We start from the raw sequence: 22,600 nt of genomic DNA, 5'->3' as shown, positions 1-22,600 counted from the left end.
ATGACCCGTACAGCAGATATAAACTGTATCCAGTATAGAAGAGGGCCTCGGAATCACCGGATTCCAAGGCCCTCAACCCATCAACAGGTCACTACTTGCTCACATTAAATTTGAACTCGACGATGTCGCCGTCCTGCATGACGTAGTCGCGGCCTTCCTGGCGGAGCTTGCCCTCCTCCTTGATGGCGGTCATCGAGCCGTCGGCGGCGACGAAGTCGTCGTAGGAGACGATGTCGGCCTTGATGAAGCCCTTTTCGAAGTCGGTGTGGATCACGCCGGCGGCCTGCGGGGCGGTGAAGCCCTTGTGGATCTGCCAGGCGCGCACTTCCTTTTCACCCGCGGTCAGGAAGGTCTGCAGACCGAGCACGTCGAATCCGACGCGCGCCAGCTGGTCGAGACCGGATTCCTTGAGGCCAGCGTCCTCGAGCATCTCGCGGGCGTCCGCCTCGTCAAGCTCGGTCAGGTCGGCCTCGAACTGGGCGTTGAGGAACACGGCCGGCGCGGGGGACACGGAGGCGGCGAGCTTCGTCTTCAGCTCGTCGTTGGCGAGCTCGTTGTCGTCCACGTTGAACACGTAGATGAACGGCTTGGCGGTCATCAGGTGCAGGTCGTAGACGGAGTCCTTGTCGAAGCGGCCCTCGCGTGCCGCCTTGTCGAGCGTCTCGCCGGCTTCGAGAATCTGCTTCGCCTGCTTGACGGCCTCCATATATTCGGGCTCGATCTTCCTGCCCCTGAGGTCCTTCTCCAGTTTCGGCAGCGCGTTCTCGATGGTCTGCAGGTCGGCGAGGATCAGCTCGGTGTTGATGGTGTCGATGTCGTCGGCCGGGTCCACCTTGCCGTTGACGTGCACGATGTCGTCGTCCTCGAAGGCGCGCACGACCTCGCAGATCGCGTCCGCCTCGCGGATGTTCGCGAGGAACTTGTTGCCCAGGCCCTCGCCTTCGGAGGCGCCCTTGACGATGCCGGCGATGTCGACGAACGTCACGGTGGCGGGCACGATCTTCTCGGTGTGCACCAGCTTGGCGAGCACCGGCAGACGGTCGTCCGGCAGCGGCACGACGCCCGTGTTCGGCTCGATGGTGGCGAACGGGTAGTTCTCGGCGAGCACGTTGTTGCGGGTCAGTGCGTTGAACATGGTGGACTTGCCGACGTTCGGCAGTCCGACGATTCCGATAGTTAGAGACATGCCCTCCAGTCTAAGGGCGAAAGCGACAACGCGGGTGCAGGGACGCGCATTGTTCGGCGTCGTGTCGCCGTGGGGGCGAGGACTCGGGAAACGCCGTCCGGCATCCTGTGTCCAGAACCGAGTTCGGAGTATCTGATAGCGGGGTATAAGCAATCTTCATAGCGGTGCTTGACGGTATTGCGTGCCATGCCGACAGAAATGGATGATGGTGCAACTGAAAACCGTTGAAAACACTAGTTTTCTTTGGGTTGTGCTATTTTTCCATGATTGTTCCGGCTTCAAGCAGCGCGCAAGCGCTTGTGAGAATTTGGGCATAAATGTTATGTATTTGGTAGAAACGGCTTGTCTGCTCTCCATTATTCTTATGGGTAGCAAACGGATTCGCCCCCGACCGGGCGGACTCCGATCCGGTTCCGCGAGATGCGTCGAGCCCGCCGGAGACGAGAAGAGAAGAAACGAACCGCAAGAGAGAATCGCACACCGCGAACCACACATGACCATGACATCCATGCAAACCACAATCAGGGAAGGAGGGCGGCAGTGAGCTGGGAAGTCATCCAACAGGCGCTCCCATTGTTCGAGAAGGCGTTCGTCCTGACGCTCAGGCTCTCCGCCGTCAGCGTCGTGCTCGCCACGCTGCTCGGACTCGCGCTCGCCCTGCTGCGCGAATACCGCGTACCCGTCCTCGCCCAGATCAGCACCGTGTTCCAGGAGCTGTTCCGCAACACCCCGCTGCTCATCCAGCTGTTCTTCCTGTACTACGGGCTGCCGTCCATCGGCGTGAAATGGAGCGCCGAGACCTGCGCGGTCGTCGGCATGTCCATCCTGGGCGCCGCCTACATGTGCGGCGCGTTCGAAGGCGGCTTCACCGGCATCCCGCGCGTGCAGAACGAATCCGCCCGCGCACTCGGCCTGTCGCCGCTGCAGATGATTCGCCACGTCACCCTCCCGCAGGGACTGACGCGCAGCGTGCCCGCCGTCGCCGCGAACGTGATCTTCATGGTCAAGGAGACGTCCGTGTTCACGGTGATCGCCGTGCCGGAGCTTACCAACACAGCCCGCGACCTCATCGGCATGTACTACCGCAGCGACGAATACCTGTTCATGCTGGTCGTCGCCTACGCGATCATCCTGATCCCGTTGTCCGTCATCCTCACGCTCATCGAAAGGAGGGTCCGCCGTGGAACCTTTGGCGATAACTGACGCCGCGGGCGCCGCGTACGTCACCGCGGCCTCCGGTGCGAGCGTCATCTTCACGGGCGACAACTTCGTCCGGCTGCTCTCGGGCCTCGGTACCTCGGTGACCGTGGCGGGCCTCGCGCTCGTCGTCGGCATCCCGCTGGGCATCGTGCTCGGCGCGCTACGCATCCTGCGCAACCCGGTCCTGCGCGCCGTCCTGCGCCTCTACCTCGAGTTCTTCCGCATCGTGCCCACGCTGGTCATCCTGTTCCTGTCCTACTACATCCTGCCGCGCGAACTCGGCGTGCAGGTGGACGGCGTGACCGTCGCCGTCGTCGCCTTCGGCCTGTGGGTGGCGGCGGAGATCAGCGACATCGTGCGCGGCGCCCTCATCTCCGTGTCCGACCATCAGGTCGACGCGGGCAAGGCGCTCGGCATGAACGGGCTGCAGATTCTGTGGTACGTGCGCATCCCGCAATCCATCAACCTCATGGTTCCCGCCACCATCAACCTGGCCGCCCGCGTCATCATGACCACATCGCTGCTGCTGCTCATCAGCGTCATCGACGTAATCACCGTCGGCCAGCAGATCATGGAGGCCAACCGCATGACCCACCCGGACGCCGCCTTCTGGGTGTACGGATTCATCTTCTTCCTGTATTTCATCATCTGCTGGCCGTTGGCGATGATCGCCAAGGCCTTGGAGAAGCGAGCCAAGGAGCGTAACAATGGCTGAAACGCAACCCCTCACCAACAAGACCGCCGCGGGGGAGAACGAGCCGCTGCTCTCCGTGCGCCACCTGCGCAAATCCTACGGCGACCACGAGGTGCTCAAGGACGTGAGCTTCGACGTCAAGCGCGGCCAGGTGCTCGTCCTGCTCGGACCGTCCGGCTCCGGCAAGTCCACGCTCATCCGCTGTCTCAACGGTCTGGAGACCATTCAGGGCGGCGAGATCCGGTTCAAGGGCGAGGTCGTGCCGAACAACAGCGAGAAGGCGTGGCGTCGACTGCGCAACGAGATCGGCATGGTGTTCCAGAGCTACGACCTCTTCCCGAACCTCACGGTCGCGAAGAACATCGAGCTCGGCCCCACCAAGGTGCAGAAGCGTCCGAAGGCCGAGGTCGACGCGCAGATGGACAAGCTCCTCGCCGACGTGCAGCTTTCCGAATACAGGAACGCGTACCCGCGCGAGCTGTCCGGCGGCCAGAAGCAGCGCATCGCCATCGTGCGCGCGCTCGCCATGAACCCGGAGCTCATGCTGTTCGACGAGGTCACCGCCTCGCTCGACCCGGAGATGGTGCGCGAGGTTCTCGAACTCATGCTGCGTCTCGCCAAACAGCACATGACGATGATCGTCGTCACGCACGAGATGGAGTTCGCACGCCGCGTGGCCGACACGGTCATGTTCCTCGAGAACGGCGTGATTCTCGAACGCCAGTCCGGCTCCGACTTCTTCGCGAACCCCGAGACCGACCGTGCGAGGAACTTCCTCGACAGCATGTCCCCGGTCGGCGACGAGTGAACCGTCTGCCGCACCCATCAGGATTTACCGATTCCACCAACCAATTAAGAGAGAGGAACCCATCATGTTCAATCTGAAGAGGATCGCCGCCGGCGTGCTCGCCGCGGCCACGCTGATCTCCGTCGCCGCCTGCGGCAACGGCCCCGACCCGGCCGCCGGCGGCTCCTCCGCGTCCGGCCAGCAGGGCCAGACCGTCGAGCAGATCAAGAAGGCGGGCACCATCCGCATCGCCACGTTCGGCGACCTGCCGCCTTACGGCTACGTGAAGAACGACGGCACCCGCGCCGGCTACGACGTGGCCCTCGGCAACCAGATCGGCAAGGATCTGGGCGTGAAGGTCGAATGGGTGCAGGTCAACGCGGACGGCCGCGTCGACTCGCTGAAGTCCGACAAGGTCGACCTGGTGCTCGCCAACTTCACCGTCACCGACGAGCGCAAGCAGGTCGTCGACTTCGCCAGCCCGTACATGAAGGTGTCCATCGGCGTCGTCTCCCCGGACAAGGCGAAGATCACCAGCGCCGACGACCTCAAGGGCAAGGATCTGGCCGTGACCAAGGGCACGACCGCCGAGACCTACTTCACCCAGAACTACCCGGATGTGAACCTGCAGAAGTTCGACTCCAAGACCCAGCAGTTCCAGGCGTTCAAGGACGGCCGAGTCGCCGCCCTCGCCGACGACAACACCTACCTGTACGCGTGGGCCAAGGACAACCCGGGCTACACCGTCGGCATCAAGACCCTGGGCGACGAGTCCACGATCGCGCCGGCCGTGAAGAAGGGCAACAAGAGCCTGCTTGACTGGGTCAACAAGGAGATCAAGACCCTGAGCGACGACGGCTTCTTCGAGAAGGCGTACGAGAGCGAGCTCGCCCCGAGCTTCACCTCCGACATCAAGCCCGAGGACGTCATCATCGAGTGACGCCAAAGGCCGCATGACGGCATGACGGCATGACGACAAGGCGGCGGGAGACCAGTGGAAACCGGTCTCCCGCCGCCTTTTTCGCGTCATATTCTCTTCCGCATCCCGCGGGTGCCGTCAGGTCTGGCGTCTCCTTCGGCTTCGGCTCCCAGCCGACGGCAAGGTTCCGTCGGTGCGGCCGTGGCATAATCGTGGGCATGCGAATCGTCATCCAGAAAGTGTCCCAGGCGAGCGTCGACGTCGTCAACGAGCTCGGCACCATCGACCCCACGTTCGAGTCACAGCAGATCGGCCACGGCTACATGATTCTCGTCGGCGTATCCGACGCGGACGGCGACGCCGAAATCGCCTGGCTCGCCCACAAGGTGCTGAACCTGCGCGTCTTCGAGGACGAGCACGGCAAGATGAACCGCTCCATCCAGGACGTCGGCGGCGAGATCCTCTCCATCTCCCAATTCACGCTCTACGCGGACGTGCACAAGGGCAACCGGCCCAGCTTCATCAAAGCCGGGAAGCCGGAGCACGCCGACCTCATGTGGATTCGCTTCAACGAGGCGCTCCGGTCGGGCGGCATCCCGGTGCGCGAAGGCCGTTTCGGCGCGCACATGCGCGTCGGTCTCGTCAACGACGGGCCGGTCACCATCGTCATCGACACGGCGACCGACATGCCCCATAAGGCGTGAACCGCGGCGACGGTGATCGCGATTCTCCGTCGCCAGATTCTTCGAAAGGAAAAACTCTATGATTCCAGTCATCGACATGACGGACATCGACCTGTCCGGACTCGACCTGTCCGTCTTCGACCGCATCGCACTGTGGTACGGGAGCCTTCCGTCCGAGGTGCGGACGTGTCTGAGCGTCGCCATCGGAGCGGCCATCGCCTACGTGGTGTTCAGAATCGTCGTCAGGCTCATCAAGGGCATCATCGCCTCGGTCATCGCCGCCGTGCTCGCCTTCCTGCTGACCACCGTGCCGGGCAACATGCTGCTCTCCCAGGCGTACGACCGTGTCGAACAACAGGTGACGACCACCCTCAAGCAGTAAGAGGAAGGTCCATCCCGGCCCATTCCTCCGCACCCATCCTACGGGGTGCTTGGTGCCTCATGCGGTCCGGTGCGCGGCCATTGCGTATGATGGGGTGACAGCGCGGAAGGAGAACACGTCATGGCGGTGCCCGAAATCGAACGCCGGTGGATCGGCAAGTTCCAGGAGAACCTGTCGATCATACGCAAGGTCGCCGGATGGACCACGCAGGAGCTCGCCGACGAACTCGGCGTGGCCCGCCAGACGGTCTCCAACCTCGAGACCGGCAAGACGCCGATGAGCAAACTCCAATATCTGGCCCTGCGCACCGTGTTCAACGCGGAAATCGCCGAACACGACAATCGCGACCTCGCCCGTGTCATCACGACGCTCGTCGACGAGCCGCTGCATGGTGACGACCCGACGGACACGACGGATACGGCGTCAGGAAGCGTAGCCGCCGGTGACGGAGGGGAAGTCGGCACCGATACGGCCGTCGGTCTCCGTGCGTCCGCCGCGACCGCGCAAACGCGACCCCATTACGGGGCAGGCAGCGGCGTCGCAGACGAAGCCGCTGCCTCGCGCATGTCGCCCGGAGCCGCCATGCGCATTCTCACCGTCATCACCGGCGCACTGGCCAGCGGCGCGGCCGCGGGCGCGCTCGCGTTCCTCATGTTCCCCGACGGCGGCCTCGGCAAACGCTGATCCGGGCGTTGAGGCCGGTGGAACCAAGCCACGCGTCTATAGTCCGAGAATCTCCTTCTTCTTCGCCTCGAACTCCGCCTGCGAGAGGATGCCGGCGTCCAGCAGCTCCTTGAGTTTCTTCAACGCGTCCAGCTGTTCGTCCAACGACAACGCCGGAGTCGGAGTAGGGGAGTGCGATGCGGGCGCCGTGGGTGCCGTCGACGGGGCGGCGGTCGGCGTAGGCGGCACGGGTTGCGTGACAGGGGCGGCGTTCATCGGATTGATGGCCTGCGCCATGTTCATGCCGAGCAGCATGCCGCCGTCGCCGAACCCGTGTTCGCCGATGCCGGCCGCGATGCGCTGCTGCGCGGCCATATTCCCCGCCTGTGCGGATACGCCCTCGTAGGCGGTCACGTCCATCCGGTTCGACGAGAAGCGCTTCACCAGTTCACGTGACTCGTCCGTGAATTCGATGCTCTCGATGCCGACATTGGTCACTTCGAATCCGAAGCGCTTTCCCCATGTGCCTGCGTTCGCGGGGTCGGCGCGCACCGTGCGTGCGATCGCGTTCGACTGGGAGGGCAGCTGGGAGATGCGGTATTCGTCGGACAGCGAGTTGACGGCGACGCTGAACGACTGGATGAATTCGGATAGGATCTGCCGTCGGGCGCCCGGATCGTCGAACGAGTACGAGGTCACGTTCGCCGGTACGAAATTGCGCACGAAACGCACCGGGTCAGTGACCTTGAGCGACAGGGCGCCGCGGGCGCGAATCTCCAGATCGGTGTCGTAGAAGCGATCGTGGTAGACGAGTGGCGACGGCGTGCCGAACTTCACGCCGCGGATTTCACGCAGGTTGATGAACGCCACGTATTTGGTGACGCCTGGCTGGCCGCCGAACGTGAACCGTTCGGCCACCTGGTCGACGAGCGAGCCGAATCCGTCGCCTGCGAGGATGCTCTTCTCCCCGTTGCGGTATTCGTAGCCGCCGGGCTCGCGGATCACGTTTTCAATGCCTGACTGGCTGAAGATGAACGCCGCCGTGTTCTCGGGCACGTAGATACGCGAACCGTTGGTGATCACGCCTTCCGAACCGGAATCGTTCGACCCGCGTCCGTTGTTCGTGCCGCGGGGAACGCCGGGGGAGACGACCGTGTGCTCGGCGAACGGTCCGGCGGTGATGATGTCCTTCCACAGATCCGCGAACGTGCCTCCGAGGGCACCGGAGAACGCTCTGATGATTGCCATGTTCGATGGTTCCTTCCGTCTGGTGATATACGGGAAGTTCCCGTGGCGGTCGGTGCTCCGTCACGGGAACTTCAGGATTGGGGTTGCTTGGTCGATCGAGCCGATCCGGTTGAACGGCGCTCTGTCACCTGAGGCGGGTCTGGCGATCGCAGTACGGGCACTGCACGGTCTCGCGACGTGCCCCGGACAGCGGTGCTCCGCACCCCTCGCATACGCCCGTCGACTTCGATTCGGGGACTCCGAGACCGTCGCGGAACGCGCCGAACGTGTCCTTCAGCGTGCCGGCGAGTTGCTCGGTGCCGGGAATCGCCCGCGAAAATTCGGGTTTGCGTTCGCTTTTGATGATGTCGATCAGTCCCATATCCGCTCCTTGGCTGGTTCCGGACTCACTGCAATGTGGCGAGTTTCTGATTGATGCGGGTCTGCACTTCGATGAAGTACTGCTGGTCCTCCGGGCTGAGCGTCGACTCGTCGATCTGGTCGAGCTTCTGCGCGGTATCCGTGTACTGCTGCAGCCACTTGGTGTAGTCGACGAGCATCGAGGCTGGTCGGCCTTCCGAATCGTACTTGTTCATGAAGTCGACGTACCCGTTCATGGTCTGCTCGTAGCTGTCCATCGCCGTCTTGAAGTCGGAGGAGGGGGACGCGCCGGACTGGTCGCCGGACTGGTCGGAGGAGTCCGTGCCGGAGTCGGTTCCCGCGGACGTGTCCGACGGGTCGGAGTTCGAGGCGGCGTCGTCCGAGGAATCGTCCGGCGGGTAGATCGTGATGTCCATGACGTTCTTGTTGTATTCGTTCACCGCGATATGCACGCTGTAGCCGTCGCTGTTCTTGCCGTTGAACGCTGTTTCCGTCTTGGTGTAGTCCACGGTGAAGCCCTTCTCCTGCGCGGAGGCGACATAGGCGGAGTATTGCGAGGCGTTGGTGTCGCACACGGACACGGAGAACACGCTGGAGCTCTCGCTGTCAATCGCTCCGCTTGTGGATTCCGGCTTGGGCAGCTGGGTGGCGAGTCCGGTCGTCGGCCATGTGAGTTCCTTGCATGTGACCTGCTGGGACTTCCTGAACGATTCCTCCGAAGCGGCACGGTCGGCTTTCTCCTGGAAGCCCGCGACCAGGACGTGCACGCCGCCGCAGACGAAGGCGGCCACGGTGAGCCCGACCGCGATCCATGCGAGGAGTCTGCCCTGGACCTTGCCTCCCTTGCGCGTGACGTATACGGAGAACCCGGACAATAGCCCGCTGAATACGGCGAAGGCCAGAAGATCGGACCATTCCTTGAGGCTCGTGAATGCTCCCATGAGGAACAGGGCACCGATGACGATGGCGGTTATCGCCAGCTTGGACGTCTTCTTCGTCGGCTTCGCGGCGCCGACGCCGCTTCCCGTGGCGGGAATGACGGGAATCGCCGGTCCTTGTCCCGACGACGAGGCGGCATCGTGGCCGGCGGCTTCTCCCGGCGTCGGAGCCGGCAGCGCTGATGCGGCCGTGTCAAGCGACGCATAGAATTCGCTGGCGCGCTTGCCGGCGCCGTCGCCTTCCGCGGTCAGTAACGCCGCGGTGCCGCCTTGGGCGGTCGGCGTCAGCCGTAGCGTGAAGCGTGCGTCCTCGTAGTCGTGGAAGGCGATGGTTCCGGTCGACGCATCCTCCGAATCCAAGGTGAACGTCGCGCCGGTGGACAGCTGGTCGTGCGCGGCTTGGAAGACCTGCTGCGGTGCCGCCTGATAGATGCGGTCGGCGGTTGGCGTCTGAGGCATGGGCGTCGTCGTTGTCGCGTCGCCGCCGTCATCTGCGACGGTGGGGGTGGCGACGGATTGCAACGGTTGCGTCTCCGGTTCCTGCGGCGATGCGGGAGATGAAGCTGTTGGTTGGATCTGCGGGTCGTTCGGATCGGTCATGGTTATCCCTTCTTTCTCAGCAGCAGCATGGTGATGGTCGATGCGGCGAGGCCGGCGAAGGTCACTGTCAAACCGACCGCGATGGCGGTTCTCCAACGTTCGCTCATGGTTCCCTTCCTTCCCGTGCACAACATGCCGTCATACGACTCTCTCAATGTAATCCAATGTGAAAACGTAATCAAATTAGCAATATGTCACTAAACTGGCACCATATGGATTGAGATCGTTGCGACGATTGGCCGGACGGCAGCCGTGCCTCCATCATCGTGGGCGGTGCGTGGCGCGCCTCAGTCGCTGACTGAAATGCTGTGGAAAAAGGAGCGGAACGGTATCGCGCCGACTCGCGACCGACCAATCCGGCCGATAAGATGGAGACCCACGGCCTCGACGGCGCCGATCCGTTCAACTCCCGTCTGAGGCAGCGTGCCGTCGATGACTACAACCACGCGGTGGAACGCTATGAGAAGGCCGCGGAGGAGCTGTGCTGCAGTGGAATCGTGCACTAGCATCGTGAAGGAGACATGATCGTGAAGGAGACAAGGCGATGAACGACAAGGGCGGCGAACGGCATCTCACCGAGGAGCTGCTGGAGCGGTTGCTTGCCAGCGACAGCATCGACGCGTATCTCGACGAGGAACGACCTCGCGATCACGAGCTCGTCGACTACCTGCGGTTCCTGCTGGACCGGCACGGATTGAAACGTGCCGACGTGGCGCGCGGCTCCGGCATCAATCCCACCGTCGTCTACGACGTGTTCTCCGGCAAGAGTCGTCCCGGGCGCGATCACGCGATCCGTCTCGCGTTCGGCCTCGGCTGCGACTTGCGCGAGACGCAGCGGCTGCTGCGGCTGGCGGGTGTATCCGAACTGTGGTGTCGCCAGCGAAGCGACGCGATCGTCATCTGGTGCGTGAGGCAGGGACTCGATCTCACTGCCACGGACGACGAACTCTATCGTCTCGGCGAGCCGACGCTCACGCCGCAGGACTGAGACGGGAGACGGGGACGGCCGTATGGATGACATGCAGACCCTGCACGCCATGGGACTGGACGATGCCTACCATGTCGAGCGCACGCTCGCCGACGGGCCGTCCGGCATCACCGAACTCGTGACGTTGGATGGTGCCGGCCCGTTCGTGCGCAAGAAGATTCCCCTGCGCCTCGCGCGTCGGCGTCTCTGGTCGACGCTCGCCGATTGCGTCTCGACGCGTCTGCCCCGTGTCGAGGCGACGTACGAGCTTCCCGACCGGTTCGTGGTCGTCTACGATTACGTGCCCGGCGTCACGCTCGACCGATACATGTCCGAGCACGGACGGCCGGACACGGCCGAAGCGGTCCGCATTGTCCTCCAACTCGCCGAGGCCGTCGACGAACTGCACGCGCACGGCATCATCCACCGTGACGTGACGCCCGCGAACATCGTCGTCGCCAATGACGGAGCCCATCTCATCGACTTCGGCATCGCCCGCGAGCGCGGCGGGAGCGCGGGTGATGAGGGCGCGCGCACCCGTGACACGACCACGCTTGGCACATGGGGGTATGCGGCGCCCGAACAGTACGGGTTCGCGCCTACCGACGCCCGTACCGACATATACGCGATCGGGCGTGTGCTCGGGTTCATGCTCACCGGCGTGCAGCCGACGGATGACGCCGCGACGGAACGGTATGGGCGTCTGCTCGGCGATCCGTCGGTGACGCCGCCGGCGTTGCGTGCTGTCGTCGACAAGGCGTGTGCGTTCGAGCCGAGCGCGCGTATGCGGACCGTGCGCGAACTGCGCGACGAGCTGGAACGAGCGGCGGCAGTCGCATCCGCCTCCACCGTCTCCGCTGCCGCGTCTTTTGCCGCTCCGGTCGTCACGGAGCGGCGCGCGACGGTTCCACGCCGTGTCGTCGCGTGGATCGCCGCCGGTCTCGTCGCGCTGCTGCTCGCCGCCGGCGTCGGTTATGCGGCGATGCGCCTTCATGCCGGTGACGGGGCGTCATCGTCATCGTCGTCACGTCAGTCGGCCGGCGGTGGAGCGTCCGGCGGCGGCGCGGCCACGGGCGGCGGCACCGGTTCGGACGATTCGACCGGCGGCACGACCGCCGTGGAGCGCAATCCGCTCGAACTCGTCGAATCCGGCTGGTCGGCGGAAAACGGATACGTGGAATACGCGCTCGCGCTGCGCAATACGGATACCGCGCACGCCGTGCGATTCCCCAAGGTCACGGTCACCGGCCGCGCCAGGGACGGCTCCGTCATGTTCGCCGACACTCCCGTCTTCCCGATCGTCTTCGCCGGTGAGACCGCGTACTTCAGCGGGCAGAGCGGCGACGGCGAGAAACCCGCGGACGTCGAATTCACGGTCGAATCGCCGTCATCCGACGACATCGTCGACGCGGGAGGCTCCGAAACGTACAGCGTGCACGACGTGAAGGAGAGAACGGTCGATTACGGCGGCGTCACGTTCGGCGGTGAAGTCACCACCGACCGCGACGATGACGACGGCGACGACATCTACACGGACGGTATCGTCGTGACGCTCGTGCTCAGGGACAAGACGGGACGCATCGTGTTCGGACGCAGTGAATACGTCGCGAAACCCGCGGTGGGGAAGACCCGCGCATTCTCCATCGAGGCCTACGGGCTGCCCGCCTACGCGTCCTACGAGATCCACGCACACACCGCGTGAACGGGCATGCGGCATACAATGGGCCGCATGACGGACATGGATACGGAGGAACGGACGGACGCGCGGGAACGCCGTGCGCCGACGGCCATCGAAGTGCGCGGCGCACGCGTGCATAATCTCAAGGGCATCGACGTGGACGTGCCGCTGAACGCGCTCACCGGTGTGGCCGGCGTCTCCGGATCGGGCAAAAGCTCGCTCGCGCTGGGCGTGCTCTACGCGGAAGGCTCGCGCAGATACCTGGAGGCGCTGTCCACATACACGCGCCGGCGCCTCACCCAGGCGACGCGCGCGCAGGTCGACGACGTGCGCCACGTGCCCGCCGCGCTCGCCCTCCACCAGCGTCCCGCCGTGCCCGGCGTGCGCTCCACGTTCGGCACGATGAGCGAACTGCTCAACAGCCTGCGTCTCCTGTTCTCCCGCTGCGGCTCGCACGTGTGCCCGCACTGCGGCGCACGCCACGAGCCCACGTTCGACGTGGCCGCCGAACTGCCCATCCGCTGCGGGGCGTGCGGCGGGACGTTCCACGGCCCTGGCGCCGAATCCCTCGCCTTCAACTCGGCCGGCGCATGCCCCACATGTTCGGGCACCGGCGTCATGCGCGAGGTGAACCTCGCCTCGCTCGTCCCCGACGAGTCGAAGACCATCGACGAAGGCGCCGTCGCCCCATGGGGCTCGCTCATGTGGGCTCTCATGGTTGACGTGTGTCGCGCGATGGGCGTGCGCACCGACGTGCCGTTCCGCGACCTCACCGACAAGGAACGCGACATCGTGTATCACGGTCCCGCCGTCAAGAAGCACATCCTCTACCGGTCGAAGAAGAGCGACGACTTCGCCGAACTCGACTTCACCTACTACAACGCCGTGTACACCGTCGAGAACGCGCTCGCCAAGGCCAAGGACGAGAAGGGGCTGAAGCGCGTCGCCCGCTTCCTCGAGGAGAAGCCGTGCCGCGACTGCCATGGCACGCGTCTGAGCGAAGCTGCGAGAGGCCCCGAAGTGCGCGGCCTGAATCTCGCCGAGGCGAGCGCCATGACCTTGGACGAGGCGGTCGCGTGGGTGCGCGGCGTGCCCGGCGCGCTGACCGAGGTGATGCGCCCGATGGCGACGAACATCGCCGAATCGTTCCTCGACGTGGCGAGGTGCCTGTTGGAGCTCGGACTCGGCTATCTCGCGCTCGACCGCGCCGGTGCGACCCTCTCCACCGGCGAGCGGCAACGCGTCCAATTGGCGCGCGCCGTGCGCAACCGGACCACGGGCGTGTTGTACGTGCTCGACGAGCCCTCGATCGGCCTGCATCCGGCGAACGTGGACGGATTGATCGGCGTGATGCGCGATCTCGTGGCGGACGGCAACACGGTGGTCGTCGTCGACCACGACGTGCGCGTGCTCGAGGCGTGCGACCATCTCATCGAGATGGGGCCGGTCGCGGGCGCGGAAGGCGGCCATGTGATCGCGCAGGGCACAGTCGCCGACGTGGCGGCCGCGGGGGAGCGGGGGAGCCGCATCGCGCCGTTCCTCGCCGAATCGGGGCCGGAACGGGTGCGTGCACGCGTCGCCTCGGCCCGCATGTTCGACCTCGGACGCATTCACATGGAGACCGGGCCGCTGCACACGGTCAAACCCCTGTCCGTGGACGTGCCGCGCGGCCGTCTCGCCGTGGTGACGGGCGTGTCCGGTTCCGGCAAGACCACGATGGTGCTGGAGTCGCTGATTCCCGCGTTGCGGGCGAACGCCGCGGACGGCGGCGTCGCGATGCCCGCGCACGTGCGCGCGGTCGAGGCGGAAGGCATCCGGCGCGCGAACCTCATCGACGCGACGCCGATCGGCGCGAACGTGCGCTCCACCGTCGCCACCTACGCGGGCATCCACGACGATCTTCGCCGCGCGTTCGCCCGCACCGACGAGGCGAAACGAGGCGGCTGGAAAGCCGGCGACTTCTCGTACAACACCGGGCGGCTGCGCTGCCCCACATGCGACGGTACGGGGTCGATCTCGCTCGACGTGCAGTTCCTGCCCGACGTGAGCATCGACTGCCCCGACTGCCGTGGCTCGCGCTATGCGCCCGCCGCCGCGACCGTGCACCGCGTGGGGCGGGACGGGCGCGCGCTCACCCTGCCGCAGCTGATGGCGATGAGCGTCGACGAGGCGCTGGACGCGACCGGCGACATGCGCAAAGTCCATGCACGATTGGAGACCCTGCACGATCTGGGACTCGGCTATCTCACGCTGGGCGAGCCGACGCCCGCCCTGTCCGGCGGGGAGGCGCAGCGGCTCAAGCTCGCCGGCGAGATGGGACGCGCCCAGTCGGACGCCGTGTTCGTGTTCGACGAGCCGACCATCGGCCTGCACCCGTTGGACGTGCGCGTGCTGCTCGGTGTGTTCGACCGGCTCGTCAAAGGCGGGGCGACCGTCGTCGTCATCGAGCACGATCTCGACATGATCGCCAATGCCGACTGGATCATCGACATGGGTCCCGGCGGAGGCGCCTCCGGCGGGCGCATCGTCGCCACGGGGACGCCGGACGGGATCGCCGCCGATTCGGCAAGCGTGACCGGCCGGTACCTGCGGTGACGATCCCTCGACCCGCGCTTGTCCGCGGAATCGTCCGCCATGCCTGATGCGCATGCCCGGTGATGGGCCGCGGGCATTGGCGGAACGGACGGAACCGCGGTTCAATGGGCTCGCGTATCAGGACAGACGAAAGGACGGAATCATGGACGGTTCGGAACACGTCGATATGCCGACGCGTACGCTCGGCACGGGGGCGGCGGCGCTGGAGGTCTCCGCGATCGGTTTGGGCTGCATGGGGTTCACGATGAGCTGGCCGCCGTTCCTGCCGCACGACGAGTCCATCCGCGTGATCCGCAAGGCGTACGAGATGGGGGAGCGGTTCTTCGACACGGCCGAGGTGTACGGGCCGTTCGCCAACGAGGAACTGGTCGGTGAGGCGTTGGAGCCGTTCCGCGACGACGTGGTCATCGCCACGAAGTTCGGTTTCGCCCTGCACGGCGGATTCGGCGAGAGTGAAGGCGAGGCGTCATTGGACGCTTCGGGACGCGTGCAGCAGACCGACTCGCGACCCGAGGCCATCCGCAAGGCCGTCGAAGGCTCGCTGAAGCGTCTGCGCACCGACCACATCGACCTCTACTATCAGCACCGCGTGGACACGAAGGTGCCAATCGAGGACGTGGCCGGCGTGATGCGCGAACTCATGGACGAAGGCAAGATCCTCCACTGGGGCCTGTCCGAGGCGGCGCCCGCCACCGTGCGCCGCGCCCACGCGGTGACCCCGGTCACCGCCGTGCAGAACGAGTATTCGATGTGGTGGCGCAAACCCGAGGAGGAGCTCATTCCCACGTTGGAGGAGCTCGGCATCGGCCTCGTGCCGTTCAGCCCGCTCGGCAAGGCGATGCTCGCCGGCCGGTTCGACGCGTCCACCCGATTCGCCGACGACGACTACCGCAGCAAGATCCCGCGTTTCGCTCCAGAACATATGGCGCACAACGTGGCGATGAGCGAATACGTGGAGTCCCTGGCCCGCGCCAAAGGCGTGGCCCCGGCGCAGATCGCGCTCGGATGGCTGCTCGCCCAGAAACCGTGGATCGCGCCGATCCCCGGCACCAAGCATGTGGATCGTCTGAGGCAGAACATGGGCGGCGCGTCCGTCACGTTCACGGCCGACGAGCTCGCCGGCATCCGTGAGACCCTCGACGCCATCCGCATCGAAGGCGCTCGCTACGCGCCCGTGCAGGAGGCGCTCACCAACCGGTGATGCCCGGCCCGGACGTCGGTGAAAGGGATTCGCCGAGGGTGCAGCGAAGCGAGTACAGTAGCGTTTCGTGATCCAGAAGCATGCAGGAATCGGACGGGCCTCGGCCGACGCGAAATACCGGCAGATGACGCAGAGCCCCGTCAAACCGCTGATTCTGCGGTTGTGCATCCCGGCGGTCGTGTCGAACCTGGTGACCACCGCGTACAATCTCACTGATACGTTCTTCATCGGCCAGCTCGGCACCTCGCAGTCGGGCGCGATCGGCATCGCGTTCTCCATCATGACCATCCTGCAGGCGCTCGGCTTCTTCTTCGGCAACGGCGCGGGCAATTCGATGAGCCGCGAACTTGGCAAGCGCAACGACGAGCGCGCCTCCAAGTTGCTTGCCATCGGCTTCGCGGGAGCCGTGCTCTCCGGCCTCGTCGTGACCATCATCTGCCTCGCCACGCTGCGACCGCTGGTCGTGGCGTTGGGGTCGACCGAGACCATCGCCCCGTACGCGGTCATCTACTTGACGCCCATCCTCGCCGCCGCGCCGTGCGTGTGCGGCTCGTTCGCACTCAACGGCCTGCTGCGCTACCAGGGCCAGTCCGCGTTCGGTATGATCGGCCTCGTCACCGGCGCGCTGCTCAACTTCCTGCTCGCCCCGCTGTTCATCTTCGTGCTCCATATGGGCATATTCGGCGCGGGACTGGCCACCGGCATCTGCCAGACGGTGAGCTTCGTCATCCTCACCGTGATGAGCGCGCGCTTCGGCGTGCTCAAGCTGTCGCTGCGCAACTGCCGTCCGGATCCGCTGCTCCTGCGTGAGATCGCGGGCGGCGGCCTTCCTTCACTCGTGAGGCAGGGGGCCGGCTCGATCGCCACCACATGCGTGAACATCGCCGCCAACCCGTTCGGCGACGCGGCCATCGCCGGCATGGCCATCGTCATGCGCATCATGCTCGGCGCGAACTCCGTCATCATCGGACTCGGCCAGGGCTTCCAGCCCGTGTGCGGCTACAACTACGGGGCCGGCAAGTTCGCCCGCGTGCGCGAGGCCTACTGGTTCTGCGTGAAGCTCGCCACCGGCGTGCTCCTCGTGCTCGCTGTGGCCATCTGGACGATCGCCCCCCAGCTGGTCGAGATCTTCCGCTCCGATCCTGCCGTGGTCGCGGTGGGTGTCGCCGCCCTGCACTTCCAATGCGTGACAGTCGTGTTGAACGGCGTCAACATGATGGGCAACATGATCTCCCAGACGTTGGGCAAGACCGGCATCGCATCGTTCCTCGCCGTGTGCCGCACCGGCCTTTATCTCGCGCCGATCGTGCTCATCCTGCCGCATTTCCTCGGTGTGACCGGCGTGGAGGCCGCCCAGTCGCTGGCGGACATCCTCACCTTCGTCACCACCATCCCGTTCATGCGGCACATTCTCGGCAAGGTGCTGCGCTGAACCACACCATATCGGGGCGACGTCGGGCGCGGTGGTGGTCATGGTCCGTCGCTCCGCCGCGGGCGGAACACAGGCGGCGGCATCCTTGCCGGCCGGTATGATGGCGTGACGTGTGTCGAAACGAGGTAAGCTAACCGTTATGAGCCTGATCGAGATGATGATCCTCGGATTCCTGTCCGAGAAGACCATGTGCGGCTACGAGCTGCGCAAGAAGATGGAGCAGTTACAGGGGGACATGCGCAAGTTCAGCGACGGCGCGGTCTATCCGGCGACCGGCCGTCTCGCCAAGGCGGGGCTCATCTCCGAGCAGACGGATGTGCGCGACGGCCGCCAGCGCCACCTGTTCACGTTGGAGCCGGCCGGACGTGAGGCGCTCATCGAGGCGTTGAAGAACGCGGACGGATTCATCCTCACCGACTTCAATCGTTGGCGCGTCGTGCTCACCTTCCTGTCCGTCGTGCCGGACAAGGCCGACCGCGACGCCGTGCTGCGCCGCCGTTACGACCTGCTGTCGCGCGGCGACGTGCACTTCTTCTACTGCGACGCCGGCAATCCGCTGTCCATCGACCATATCGACGATCCCTACCGCAGGGGCCTCATCACCGTGCATGACGCCTCGGTCGCCGCGGAGCTCGAATGGCTGCGCTCGATGCTCGGCATTGCTGGCTGAGAATCCTGAGAATCACCGGGAGCTGATATAAATCGGACATCGTGTCGTCTGTTCCGAAACGCAAGAACAGACAACACGGTGTCCATTTAGTCTTTCACGGCATCTTGGGATGCAATGGGACCGCTCAGCGCCTCCAGCGGCGGCGGTGGCTGATGATGCGCTTGCCGCCGACGCCCGCCTTGCCGTTCGGACCCCACGGGCCCCGCGCCTCGGCCTGGAGCTGCTTGAGATGGTGCTTCATGGCGAGCAGCATGATGTGCGTGTCCTCGAGGCCGAGGTGGCGTTCGGCGTCGTCCTCGCGCAGTGCGCCCTGGCGCTTCGCGTACGCGTCGAGGCGGTTGTCGCCGTCGGGGTGCTCCTCGCTGGGGATGGAGCCCTCGTCCCACAGGCGGCTCATCGGCAGCGTGTCGATGATGGTCACGTGGCCGTTGCGGTACGCCTCCGCGTAGCCCTTCACGTTGAGCATGAAGAAGCTGTGCTCGAACGTGGCCATGTGCGCGACGAACGGCTGCGCGGTCAGACGCCTGAGCAGGTCGGCCTGCGCCTCGGCGTCCTCGTCGAACATCGGGTATGCGGCGCCTACACGCTGCTTGATGTCGATGCCGGTCAGCTGGATGATGAACGGGTTGCCGTGGCGCGCCGCCTCGTCGGTCACGCCGAACGAGAACCGGTGCTGGTCGTACGCGTCGCCGCCCTCGTAGTAGTCCTTGTCGTACTCGTAGCCGGTGGGCGCGTCCGCCGGACGGGGCGAGCGCATGTTCATGTATTCGAAGCCCACGTCGATGATGTACGTACGGTACGGTTCGGTGCCGTTGGTCTCCAGATCGATGCCCATCACCTTGTCCACGTCGCGGCCGGGCAGGAACACCTCGCGCCAGTAGTCCTTCGGGCGGTCCGCCTCGCGCGCCGCCACATGCTCGGCGGCCGCGTGGCGGGACTTCTCGAAGCGCGCCTCGGGCACGGCGGTCTCGTCGCGGTTCACCTGTTCGATGGACGGCACGGCGGGATTGTCGTCGTTGATGACCGGCTGGCCCTCGATGAGATAGTCGGTGCTGCCTTGGTCGGAACTCGATTCGATCGGCGCGGACTCGTCCGGACCCGCCTCGACGGAGCCGTTCCTCACCTCGTCCGCCTCGAACAGCGCGTGCTCGCGGTGCAGCCGCGCCGCCTCGCGCCTGGCGCGGTCGGCCTTGCGGCGTTCGGCGCGCGCGTTGACGATCTCCGCGGTACGGTCCTGGATGTCGTCGACGACCACGCCCTCCTTCGCGGGCGTGAGCACCGGCACGGTGACGCGCTGGCGGTCCTCGTCCTCGACGGTCCACAGGCCTTCGGCGATGCCGCGGTCGCGCAGCAGCGCGATCTGGTCGTTGAGGCGGCGGTCCGCATAGGCGAGCGCGCGCGGCAGGTCATAGCTTCTGATCCTGCGGTCGAAGTCGCGCATGAACGTCATGCTCATCTTCGCGATGATCGCCTCGAGCCGGTCGCGGATCGCGAGATCGGCCTTGAGCAGGTCGTGCGCGCTGGACGCGGAGCCCGCCTCGAAATCACCGGGGCCGGCCACGCCGATGCCGTGCTCCAGGTCGAGCGAACGCACCCACTCCCAGTCGATGTCGTTGTCGTCCGCGTCCTTCAACATGATGTACGACCACTGGCCGATGCTTTCCTTCGCCTCGTTCAGCCACGAGCGGTCGATCGTATTCCCACTGTTTTCCATGGTGTCTCTGCTGTTTTCTTCGCTACTCATACTCATCAGTCATATCCGCGGGGGACCATGCCCCGCCATCTCCATGGTAGCGCTCACGGCGGGCCTGAGGCGCAAATCGCCGGAAACAACAGGGAAACGGCGGGTGGCGGGACGACTCCGTTCCCTCGCCGCCCGCCGTTTCCGCCCGGGGCGTCCCTTGTTCAGCGCACGCCGCGCATGTCCTGCGGGCGGAACTGGTCGTCCGCGGTGAAGCAGGTGCGGTACGTCATCGCCATGATGAGGCCGTCGGCGACGAGCGTCAGCGCGGCGATCGCGGCGAATACGACGAACTGGTATTTCGCGGCCTCCAACGGATCCCCGCCCGCGATGACCTGACCGGCCATCATGCCCGGGATCGTGACGATGCCGCAGGAGGCGAGCGTCGCCATCGTCGGCAGCAGACCGAGCCGGATCGACGAGACGATGGACGGGCGGGCCGCCTCCCATGCCGTCGCGCCCAACGCGAGCAGCGTGTCGATCTCATCGCGACGCTCGTCCATGCTCTCGTAGAAACGGCTCAACCCCACGGCGAGCGCGGACACCGTATTGCCGAGCAGCATGCCGGTCAGCGGCACCACGAGCTGGGGCGCATACCAGGGATGGGGGCGCACGACGAGTTCGGTGACGATCGTGATCATGAGCAGCATCGTGATCGTCAGGCTCAGCAGCACCGGCCCCGCCAGACCCTTCGGCACGCCTTTGGCGCGCGACAGCACGATCTGCACGGCGGCGACGAGCATCACGCCGATCGTCGCGAACACAAGCCACGGATCGTCCGCGCGGATCACGAACCCGATGACGAAACCCATCGCGCACAGCTGGAGGAGCGCGCGGCAGGCCGACCACAGGAGCGACCGGCCGATGCCCATGCGCATGAGCCCGCTCACGCCGGCGGCGGCCGCCACCATCGCCATTGCCACGGCGAGTCCCCACACATCGATGTCGTACGCGTTGCCGCTCATGCCATCTCCCTTCCGTCCGCATCTTCATCCGCGTGCCCGTCCGATCCGGTCGGGAGCGTCCATTCCAGCGCGCCGTCGGCCAGCGTGGCGATGCGTGACGCGCGGCCGTCCGGCGGCCGGTGGCGTATGCGCACGATCGCCATGCCGCGACCCGCGGCGTATGCCATGATCGATGCGACCTTGTCCGCGTTGTCGTCGTCCAGACCGGCGTCCACCTCGTCGGCGAGCAGCACCTTCGGCTCGGTCAGCAGCGTCCGCGCCAGCGACACGCGCGCCGCCTGCCCGCCGGACAAGTCGTGCGGATGTCTCTCCAGGTCGATGTCGTCGCAGCCCATCGCGTCCAGCGTCCCGCGGATGCGTGCGTCGGACAGGCTGTCGCGCGCCTGCGCGGCGCCGTCGCGGAACAGGCGCGCGAAACGGGCGGCCAGGCCACGCCCGCCGTCCGCGGCTCCGGCGCGGGCCGCCAGCGTGAACGGAAGACGAATCGCGTCCGCCACCGTGTCGCCGGGCAGGACCGGCTTCTGCGGCAGGTACGCCACCTCGCGGCGCCAATGTTGCGGCGTGAACGCCGAGGAATCGCGGCCGGACAGAGAGAACACGCCCGAGGCATGCGGGTTGAGGCGGGCGAACGCGGTCAGTAGACTGCTCTTGCCCGAACCGGATGGGCCCATCAGATCGACGATCTCGCCCCGTCCGATCGAGAACGCGAGACCGGAGAACACCGTCTTCTCGCCGTCGGGGGAGGGGACGACGCACGACACCCGATCGGCGGTGAAAAGGGAAGCATCGTTTCGCATACCGCGCACGATAGCGCCGCGACCCCCGCAAGGACAACACGCACGCGTTTCTTAGCGGCTCCTAAGCCTGTGCGAGCTCTGATATAACCGTAAGAGGAACCACCGATATCACGAGGTGAACACGTATGGCAATCCCCGTATCCACGACCATCCCCCACGAAGGCGGCCCGTCGCGGAGCACACACGCCGCAGTGGCCGCGCACACCGCGCCCACTGCTCCGGAACGCCTGCTCCTTCCCGCCGTGCTCCTCATCGAGGACGACCCGAACCTCGGCGCCATGACCGCCGAGATGCTCTCCGCCGACTACCGCGCCGACTGGGCGCAGTCGACGGAGGAGGCGACCCGGCTCATGGCCGCGACACGCTACGACGTGCTCGTCGTCGACCGGCGTCTGCCCGACGGCGACGGCCTCGACCTCATCCGCATGCTGCGCGGCACCGGCGTCACCACGCCCGCGCTCATCCTCACTGCGCTCGCCGAAGTCGACGACATCGTCGAAGGCCTCGACGCCGGCGCCAACGACTACCTGACCAAGCCGTTCCACTTCGTCGAGCTCGAAGCACGCCTGCGCGCCCTCCTGCGCGGCTTCCACGCGCAGGCCAACGGCGTGATGGTCGGCGACTGGCTGCTCAAACCCGACGCCAACGTCATCGAGGATCCGGACGGAAAGGCCGTGCCGCTCACCGACGTCGAAACGAAGCTCCTCGCCGCGCTCGCCACTTCGCCCGACCACGTCTTCACCCGCGAGGAGCTGCTCGCCGGCGCGTTCTCGCCCGGAAGCGACCTCGGCGCCGTCGACGTGTACGTCTCCTACGTGCGCGGCAAGACCACGCGCCGCATCATCGACACCGTACGCGGCCGCGGCTACCGCATCGGAACCCCGGAAGGATGAT

At 65.7% G+C, this 22,600-nt stretch carries 22 protein-coding genes; 15 read left to right on the top strand and 7 right to left on the bottom strand.

What is annotated here, in order from left to right:
- Window positions 1-91: 91 nt before the first annotated feature.
- Window positions 92-1,186: a redox-regulated ATPase YchF gene (gene ychF, locus AC1AYR_RS09470; protein ID WP_476512387.1), complete on the bottom strand. Its 1,095-nt coding sequence runs from the start codon at window positions 1,184-1,186 to the stop codon at window positions 92-94.
- 540 nt (window positions 1,187-1,726) lie between these two features.
- Here ychF and AC1AYR_RS09465 point away from each other — a divergent pair.
- The 7 genes from AC1AYR_RS09465 to AC1AYR_RS09435 all read left to right on the top strand — a co-directional run bounded on the left by AC1AYR_RS09465 (window position 1,727) and on the right by AC1AYR_RS09435 (window position 6,535).
- Window positions 1,727-2,389, top strand: coding sequence for an amino acid ABC transporter permease (locus tag AC1AYR_RS09465; protein WP_476512388.1), 663 nt, complete (start codon window positions 1,727-1,729; stop codon window positions 2,387-2,389).
- Window positions 2,376-3,101 carry an amino acid ABC transporter permease gene (locus tag AC1AYR_RS09460; RefSeq protein WP_476512389.1) on the top strand — a complete coding sequence of 242 codons (726 nt, stop codon included), beginning with the start codon at window positions 2,376-2,378 and terminating at the stop codon, window positions 3,099-3,101. The genes AC1AYR_RS09465 and AC1AYR_RS09460 overlap by 14 nt, the downstream gene beginning before the upstream one ends.
- Complete coding sequence (locus AC1AYR_RS09455; protein WP_476512390.1) at window positions 3,094-3,888, top strand: amino acid ABC transporter ATP-binding protein; 795 nt, start codon at window positions 3,094-3,096, stop codon at window positions 3,886-3,888. Before AC1AYR_RS09460 ends, AC1AYR_RS09455 begins: the two co-directional genes overlap by 8 nt.
- Before the next feature lie 64 nt (window positions 3,889-3,952).
- Window positions 3,953-4,807 carry a transporter substrate-binding domain-containing protein gene (locus AC1AYR_RS09450; protein ID WP_476512391.1) on the top strand — a complete coding sequence of 285 codons (855 nt, stop codon included), beginning with the start codon at window positions 3,953-3,955 and terminating at the stop codon, window positions 4,805-4,807.
- A gap of 197 nt (window positions 4,808-5,004) precedes the next feature.
- Window positions 5,005-5,490 (top strand): D-aminoacyl-tRNA deacylase, encoded by a 486-nt coding sequence (gene dtd, locus AC1AYR_RS09445; RefSeq protein ID WP_476512392.1) that lies wholly within the window; start codon window positions 5,005-5,007, stop codon window positions 5,488-5,490.
- A 58-nt stretch (window positions 5,491-5,548) separates the two neighbouring features.
- Window positions 5,549-5,851 carry a hypothetical protein gene (locus AC1AYR_RS09440; protein WP_476512393.1) on the top strand — a complete coding sequence of 101 codons (303 nt, stop codon included), beginning with the start codon at window positions 5,549-5,551 and terminating at the stop codon, window positions 5,849-5,851.
- 120 nt (window positions 5,852-5,971) lie between these two features.
- A complete protein-coding gene (locus AC1AYR_RS09435) occupies window positions 5,972-6,535 on the top strand; it encodes a helix-turn-helix transcriptional regulator (RefSeq protein WP_476512394.1) in 564 nt (187 codons plus the stop codon).
- A gap of 36 nt (window positions 6,536-6,571) precedes the next feature.
- On the opposite strand, the gene AC1AYR_RS09430 is transcribed toward AC1AYR_RS09435, so the two are convergent.
- From AC1AYR_RS09430 to AC1AYR_RS09420, 3 genes are all read right to left on the bottom strand, one after another.
- Window positions 6,572-7,762, bottom strand: a complete 1,191-nt coding sequence (locus tag AC1AYR_RS09430; RefSeq protein ID WP_476512395.1) for an SPFH domain-containing protein — start codon at window positions 7,760-7,762, stop codon at window positions 6,572-6,574.
- A gap of 124 nt (window positions 7,763-7,886) precedes the next feature.
- A complete protein-coding gene (locus AC1AYR_RS09425; protein ID WP_476512396.1) occupies window positions 7,887-8,123 on the bottom strand; it encodes a hypothetical protein in 237 nt (78 codons plus the stop codon).
- A gap of 25 nt (window positions 8,124-8,148) precedes the next feature.
- Entirely contained in the window at window positions 8,149-9,660 is a 1,512-nt protein-coding gene (locus AC1AYR_RS09420) for a DUF6591 domain-containing protein (RefSeq protein WP_476512397.1), read from the bottom strand.
- Between the two features lie 308 nt (window positions 9,661-9,968).
- Between AC1AYR_RS09420 and AC1AYR_RS09415 the strand changes: the two genes are divergently transcribed.
- The 7 genes from AC1AYR_RS09415 to AC1AYR_RS09385 all read left to right on the top strand — a co-directional run bounded on the left by AC1AYR_RS09415 (window position 9,969) and on the right by AC1AYR_RS09385 (window position 18,203).
- Window positions 9,969-10,166 (top strand): hypothetical protein, encoded by a 198-nt coding sequence (locus tag AC1AYR_RS09415; protein ID WP_476512398.1) that lies wholly within the window; start codon window positions 9,969-9,971, stop codon window positions 10,164-10,166.
- Window positions 10,167-10,204: 38 nt separating this feature from the next.
- Window positions 10,205-10,648 carry a helix-turn-helix domain-containing protein gene (locus tag AC1AYR_RS09410; RefSeq protein ID WP_476512399.1) on the top strand — a complete coding sequence of 148 codons (444 nt, stop codon included), beginning with the start codon at window positions 10,205-10,207 and terminating at the stop codon, window positions 10,646-10,648.
- 22 nt (window positions 10,649-10,670) lie between these two features.
- Window positions 10,671-12,329: a protein kinase domain-containing protein gene (locus AC1AYR_RS09405; RefSeq protein WP_476512400.1), complete on the top strand. Its 1,659-nt coding sequence runs from the start codon at window positions 10,671-10,673 to the stop codon at window positions 12,327-12,329.
- Between the two features lie 36 nt (window positions 12,330-12,365).
- On the top strand, window positions 12,366-14,900 hold the full coding sequence (locus AC1AYR_RS09400) for an excinuclease ABC subunit UvrA (RefSeq protein WP_476512433.1): 2,535 nt from the start codon (window positions 12,366-12,368) through the stop codon (window positions 14,898-14,900).
- A gap of 142 nt (window positions 14,901-15,042) precedes the next feature.
- Window positions 15,043-16,101 carry an aldo/keto reductase gene (locus tag AC1AYR_RS09395; protein ID WP_476512401.1) on the top strand — a complete coding sequence of 353 codons (1,059 nt, stop codon included), beginning with the start codon at window positions 15,043-15,045 and terminating at the stop codon, window positions 16,099-16,101.
- 67 nt (window positions 16,102-16,168) lie between these two features.
- Window positions 16,169-17,533 (top strand): MATE family efflux transporter, encoded by a 1,365-nt coding sequence (locus AC1AYR_RS09390; protein ID WP_476512402.1) that lies wholly within the window; start codon window positions 16,169-16,171, stop codon window positions 17,531-17,533.
- Window positions 17,534-17,672: 139 nt separating this feature from the next.
- Complete coding sequence (locus AC1AYR_RS09385) at window positions 17,673-18,203, top strand: PadR family transcriptional regulator (protein ID WP_476512403.1); 531 nt, start codon at window positions 17,673-17,675, stop codon at window positions 18,201-18,203.
- 124 nt (window positions 18,204-18,327) lie between these two features.
- On the opposite strand, the gene AC1AYR_RS09380 is transcribed toward AC1AYR_RS09385, so the two are convergent.
- The 3 genes from AC1AYR_RS09380 to AC1AYR_RS09370 form a co-directional block, all read right to left on the bottom strand.
- On the bottom strand, window positions 18,328-19,947 hold the full coding sequence (locus AC1AYR_RS09380) for a PolC-type DNA polymerase III domain-containing protein (RefSeq protein ID WP_476512404.1): 1,620 nt from the start codon (window positions 19,945-19,947) through the stop codon (window positions 18,328-18,330).
- Between the two features lie 161 nt (window positions 19,948-20,108).
- The gene (locus tag AC1AYR_RS09375; protein ID WP_476512405.1) at window positions 20,109-20,909 is read right to left on the bottom strand and encodes an ABC transporter permease; all 801 of its coding nucleotides are present in this window, start codon (window positions 20,907-20,909) and stop codon (window positions 20,109-20,111) included.
- On the bottom strand, window positions 20,906-21,706 hold the full coding sequence (locus AC1AYR_RS09370) for an ABC transporter ATP-binding protein (RefSeq protein WP_476512406.1): 801 nt from the start codon (window positions 21,704-21,706) through the stop codon (window positions 20,906-20,908). Before AC1AYR_RS09370 ends, AC1AYR_RS09375 begins: the two co-directional genes overlap by 4 nt.
- 125 nt (window positions 21,707-21,831) lie before the next feature.
- Here AC1AYR_RS09370 and AC1AYR_RS09365 point away from each other — a divergent pair, with 125 nt between their 5' ends.
- Complete coding sequence (locus AC1AYR_RS09365; protein ID WP_476512407.1) at window positions 21,832-22,599, top strand: response regulator transcription factor; 768 nt, start codon at window positions 21,832-21,834, stop codon at window positions 22,597-22,599.
- Window position 22,600 lies beyond the last annotated feature (1 nt).

The sequence above is a fragment of the Bifidobacterium sp. LH_417 genome (assembly GCF_056357035.1).
Note: the sequence above shows the minus strand (reverse complement) of the source record. Positions and strands in the feature narration are given on the sequence as shown.

What these genes read in the sequence shown, in the direction of transcription:
- AC1AYR_RS09400 (WP_476512433.1), top strand. Translation starts at nt 12,366, where the DNA reads ATGGATACGGAGGAACGGACGGACGCGCGGGAACGCCGTGCGCCGACG.
- AC1AYR_RS09430 (WP_476512395.1), bottom strand. Translation starts at nt 7,762, where the DNA reads ATGGCAATCATCAGAGCGTTCTCCGGTGCCCTCGGAGGCACGTTCGCG.
- dtd (WP_476512392.1), top strand. Translation starts at nt 5,005, where the DNA reads ATGCGAATCGTCATCCAGAAAGTGTCCCAGGCGAGCGTCGACGTCGTC.
- AC1AYR_RS09440 (WP_476512393.1), top strand. Translation starts at nt 5,549, where the DNA reads ATGATTCCAGTCATCGACATGACGGACATCGACCTGTCCGGACTCGAC.
- AC1AYR_RS09365 (WP_476512407.1), top strand. Translation starts at nt 21,832, where the DNA reads ATGGCAATCCCCGTATCCACGACCATCCCCCACGAAGGCGGCCCGTCG.
- AC1AYR_RS09395 (WP_476512401.1), top strand. Translation starts at nt 15,043, where the DNA reads ATGGACGGTTCGGAACACGTCGATATGCCGACGCGTACGCTCGGCACG.
- AC1AYR_RS09455 (WP_476512390.1), top strand. Translation starts at nt 3,094, where the DNA reads ATGGCTGAAACGCAACCCCTCACCAACAAGACCGCCGCGGGGGAGAAC.
- AC1AYR_RS09420 (WP_476512397.1), bottom strand. Translation starts at nt 9,660, where the DNA reads ATGACCGATCCGAACGACCCGCAGATCCAACCAACAGCTTCATCTCCC.
- AC1AYR_RS09385 (WP_476512403.1), top strand. Translation starts at nt 17,673, where the DNA reads ATGAGCCTGATCGAGATGATGATCCTCGGATTCCTGTCCGAGAAGACC.
- ychF (WP_476512387.1), bottom strand. Translation starts at nt 1,186, where the DNA reads ATGTCTCTAACTATCGGAATCGTCGGACTGCCGAACGTCGGCAAGTCC.
- AC1AYR_RS09405 (WP_476512400.1), top strand. Translation starts at nt 10,671, where the DNA reads ATGGATGACATGCAGACCCTGCACGCCATGGGACTGGACGATGCCTAC.
- AC1AYR_RS09375 (WP_476512405.1), bottom strand. Translation starts at nt 20,909, where the DNA reads ATGAGCGGCAACGCGTACGACATCGATGTGTGGGGACTCGCCGTGGCA.
- AC1AYR_RS09425 (WP_476512396.1), bottom strand. Translation starts at nt 8,123, where the DNA reads ATGGGACTGATCGACATCATCAAAAGCGAACGCAAACCCGAATTTTCG.
- AC1AYR_RS09450 (WP_476512391.1), top strand. Translation starts at nt 3,953, where the DNA reads ATGTTCAATCTGAAGAGGATCGCCGCCGGCGTGCTCGCCGCGGCCACG.
- AC1AYR_RS09370 (WP_476512406.1), bottom strand. Translation starts at nt 21,706, where the DNA reads ATGCGAAACGATGCTTCCCTTTTCACCGCCGATCGGGTGTCGTGCGTC.
- AC1AYR_RS09435 (WP_476512394.1), top strand. Translation starts at nt 5,972, where the DNA reads ATGGCGGTGCCCGAAATCGAACGCCGGTGGATCGGCAAGTTCCAGGAG.
- AC1AYR_RS09380 (WP_476512404.1), bottom strand. Translation starts at nt 19,947, where the DNA reads ATGAGTAGCGAAGAAAACAGCAGAGACACCATGGAAAACAGTGGGAAT.
- AC1AYR_RS09410 (WP_476512399.1), top strand. Translation starts at nt 10,205, where the DNA reads ATGAACGACAAGGGCGGCGAACGGCATCTCACCGAGGAGCTGCTGGAG.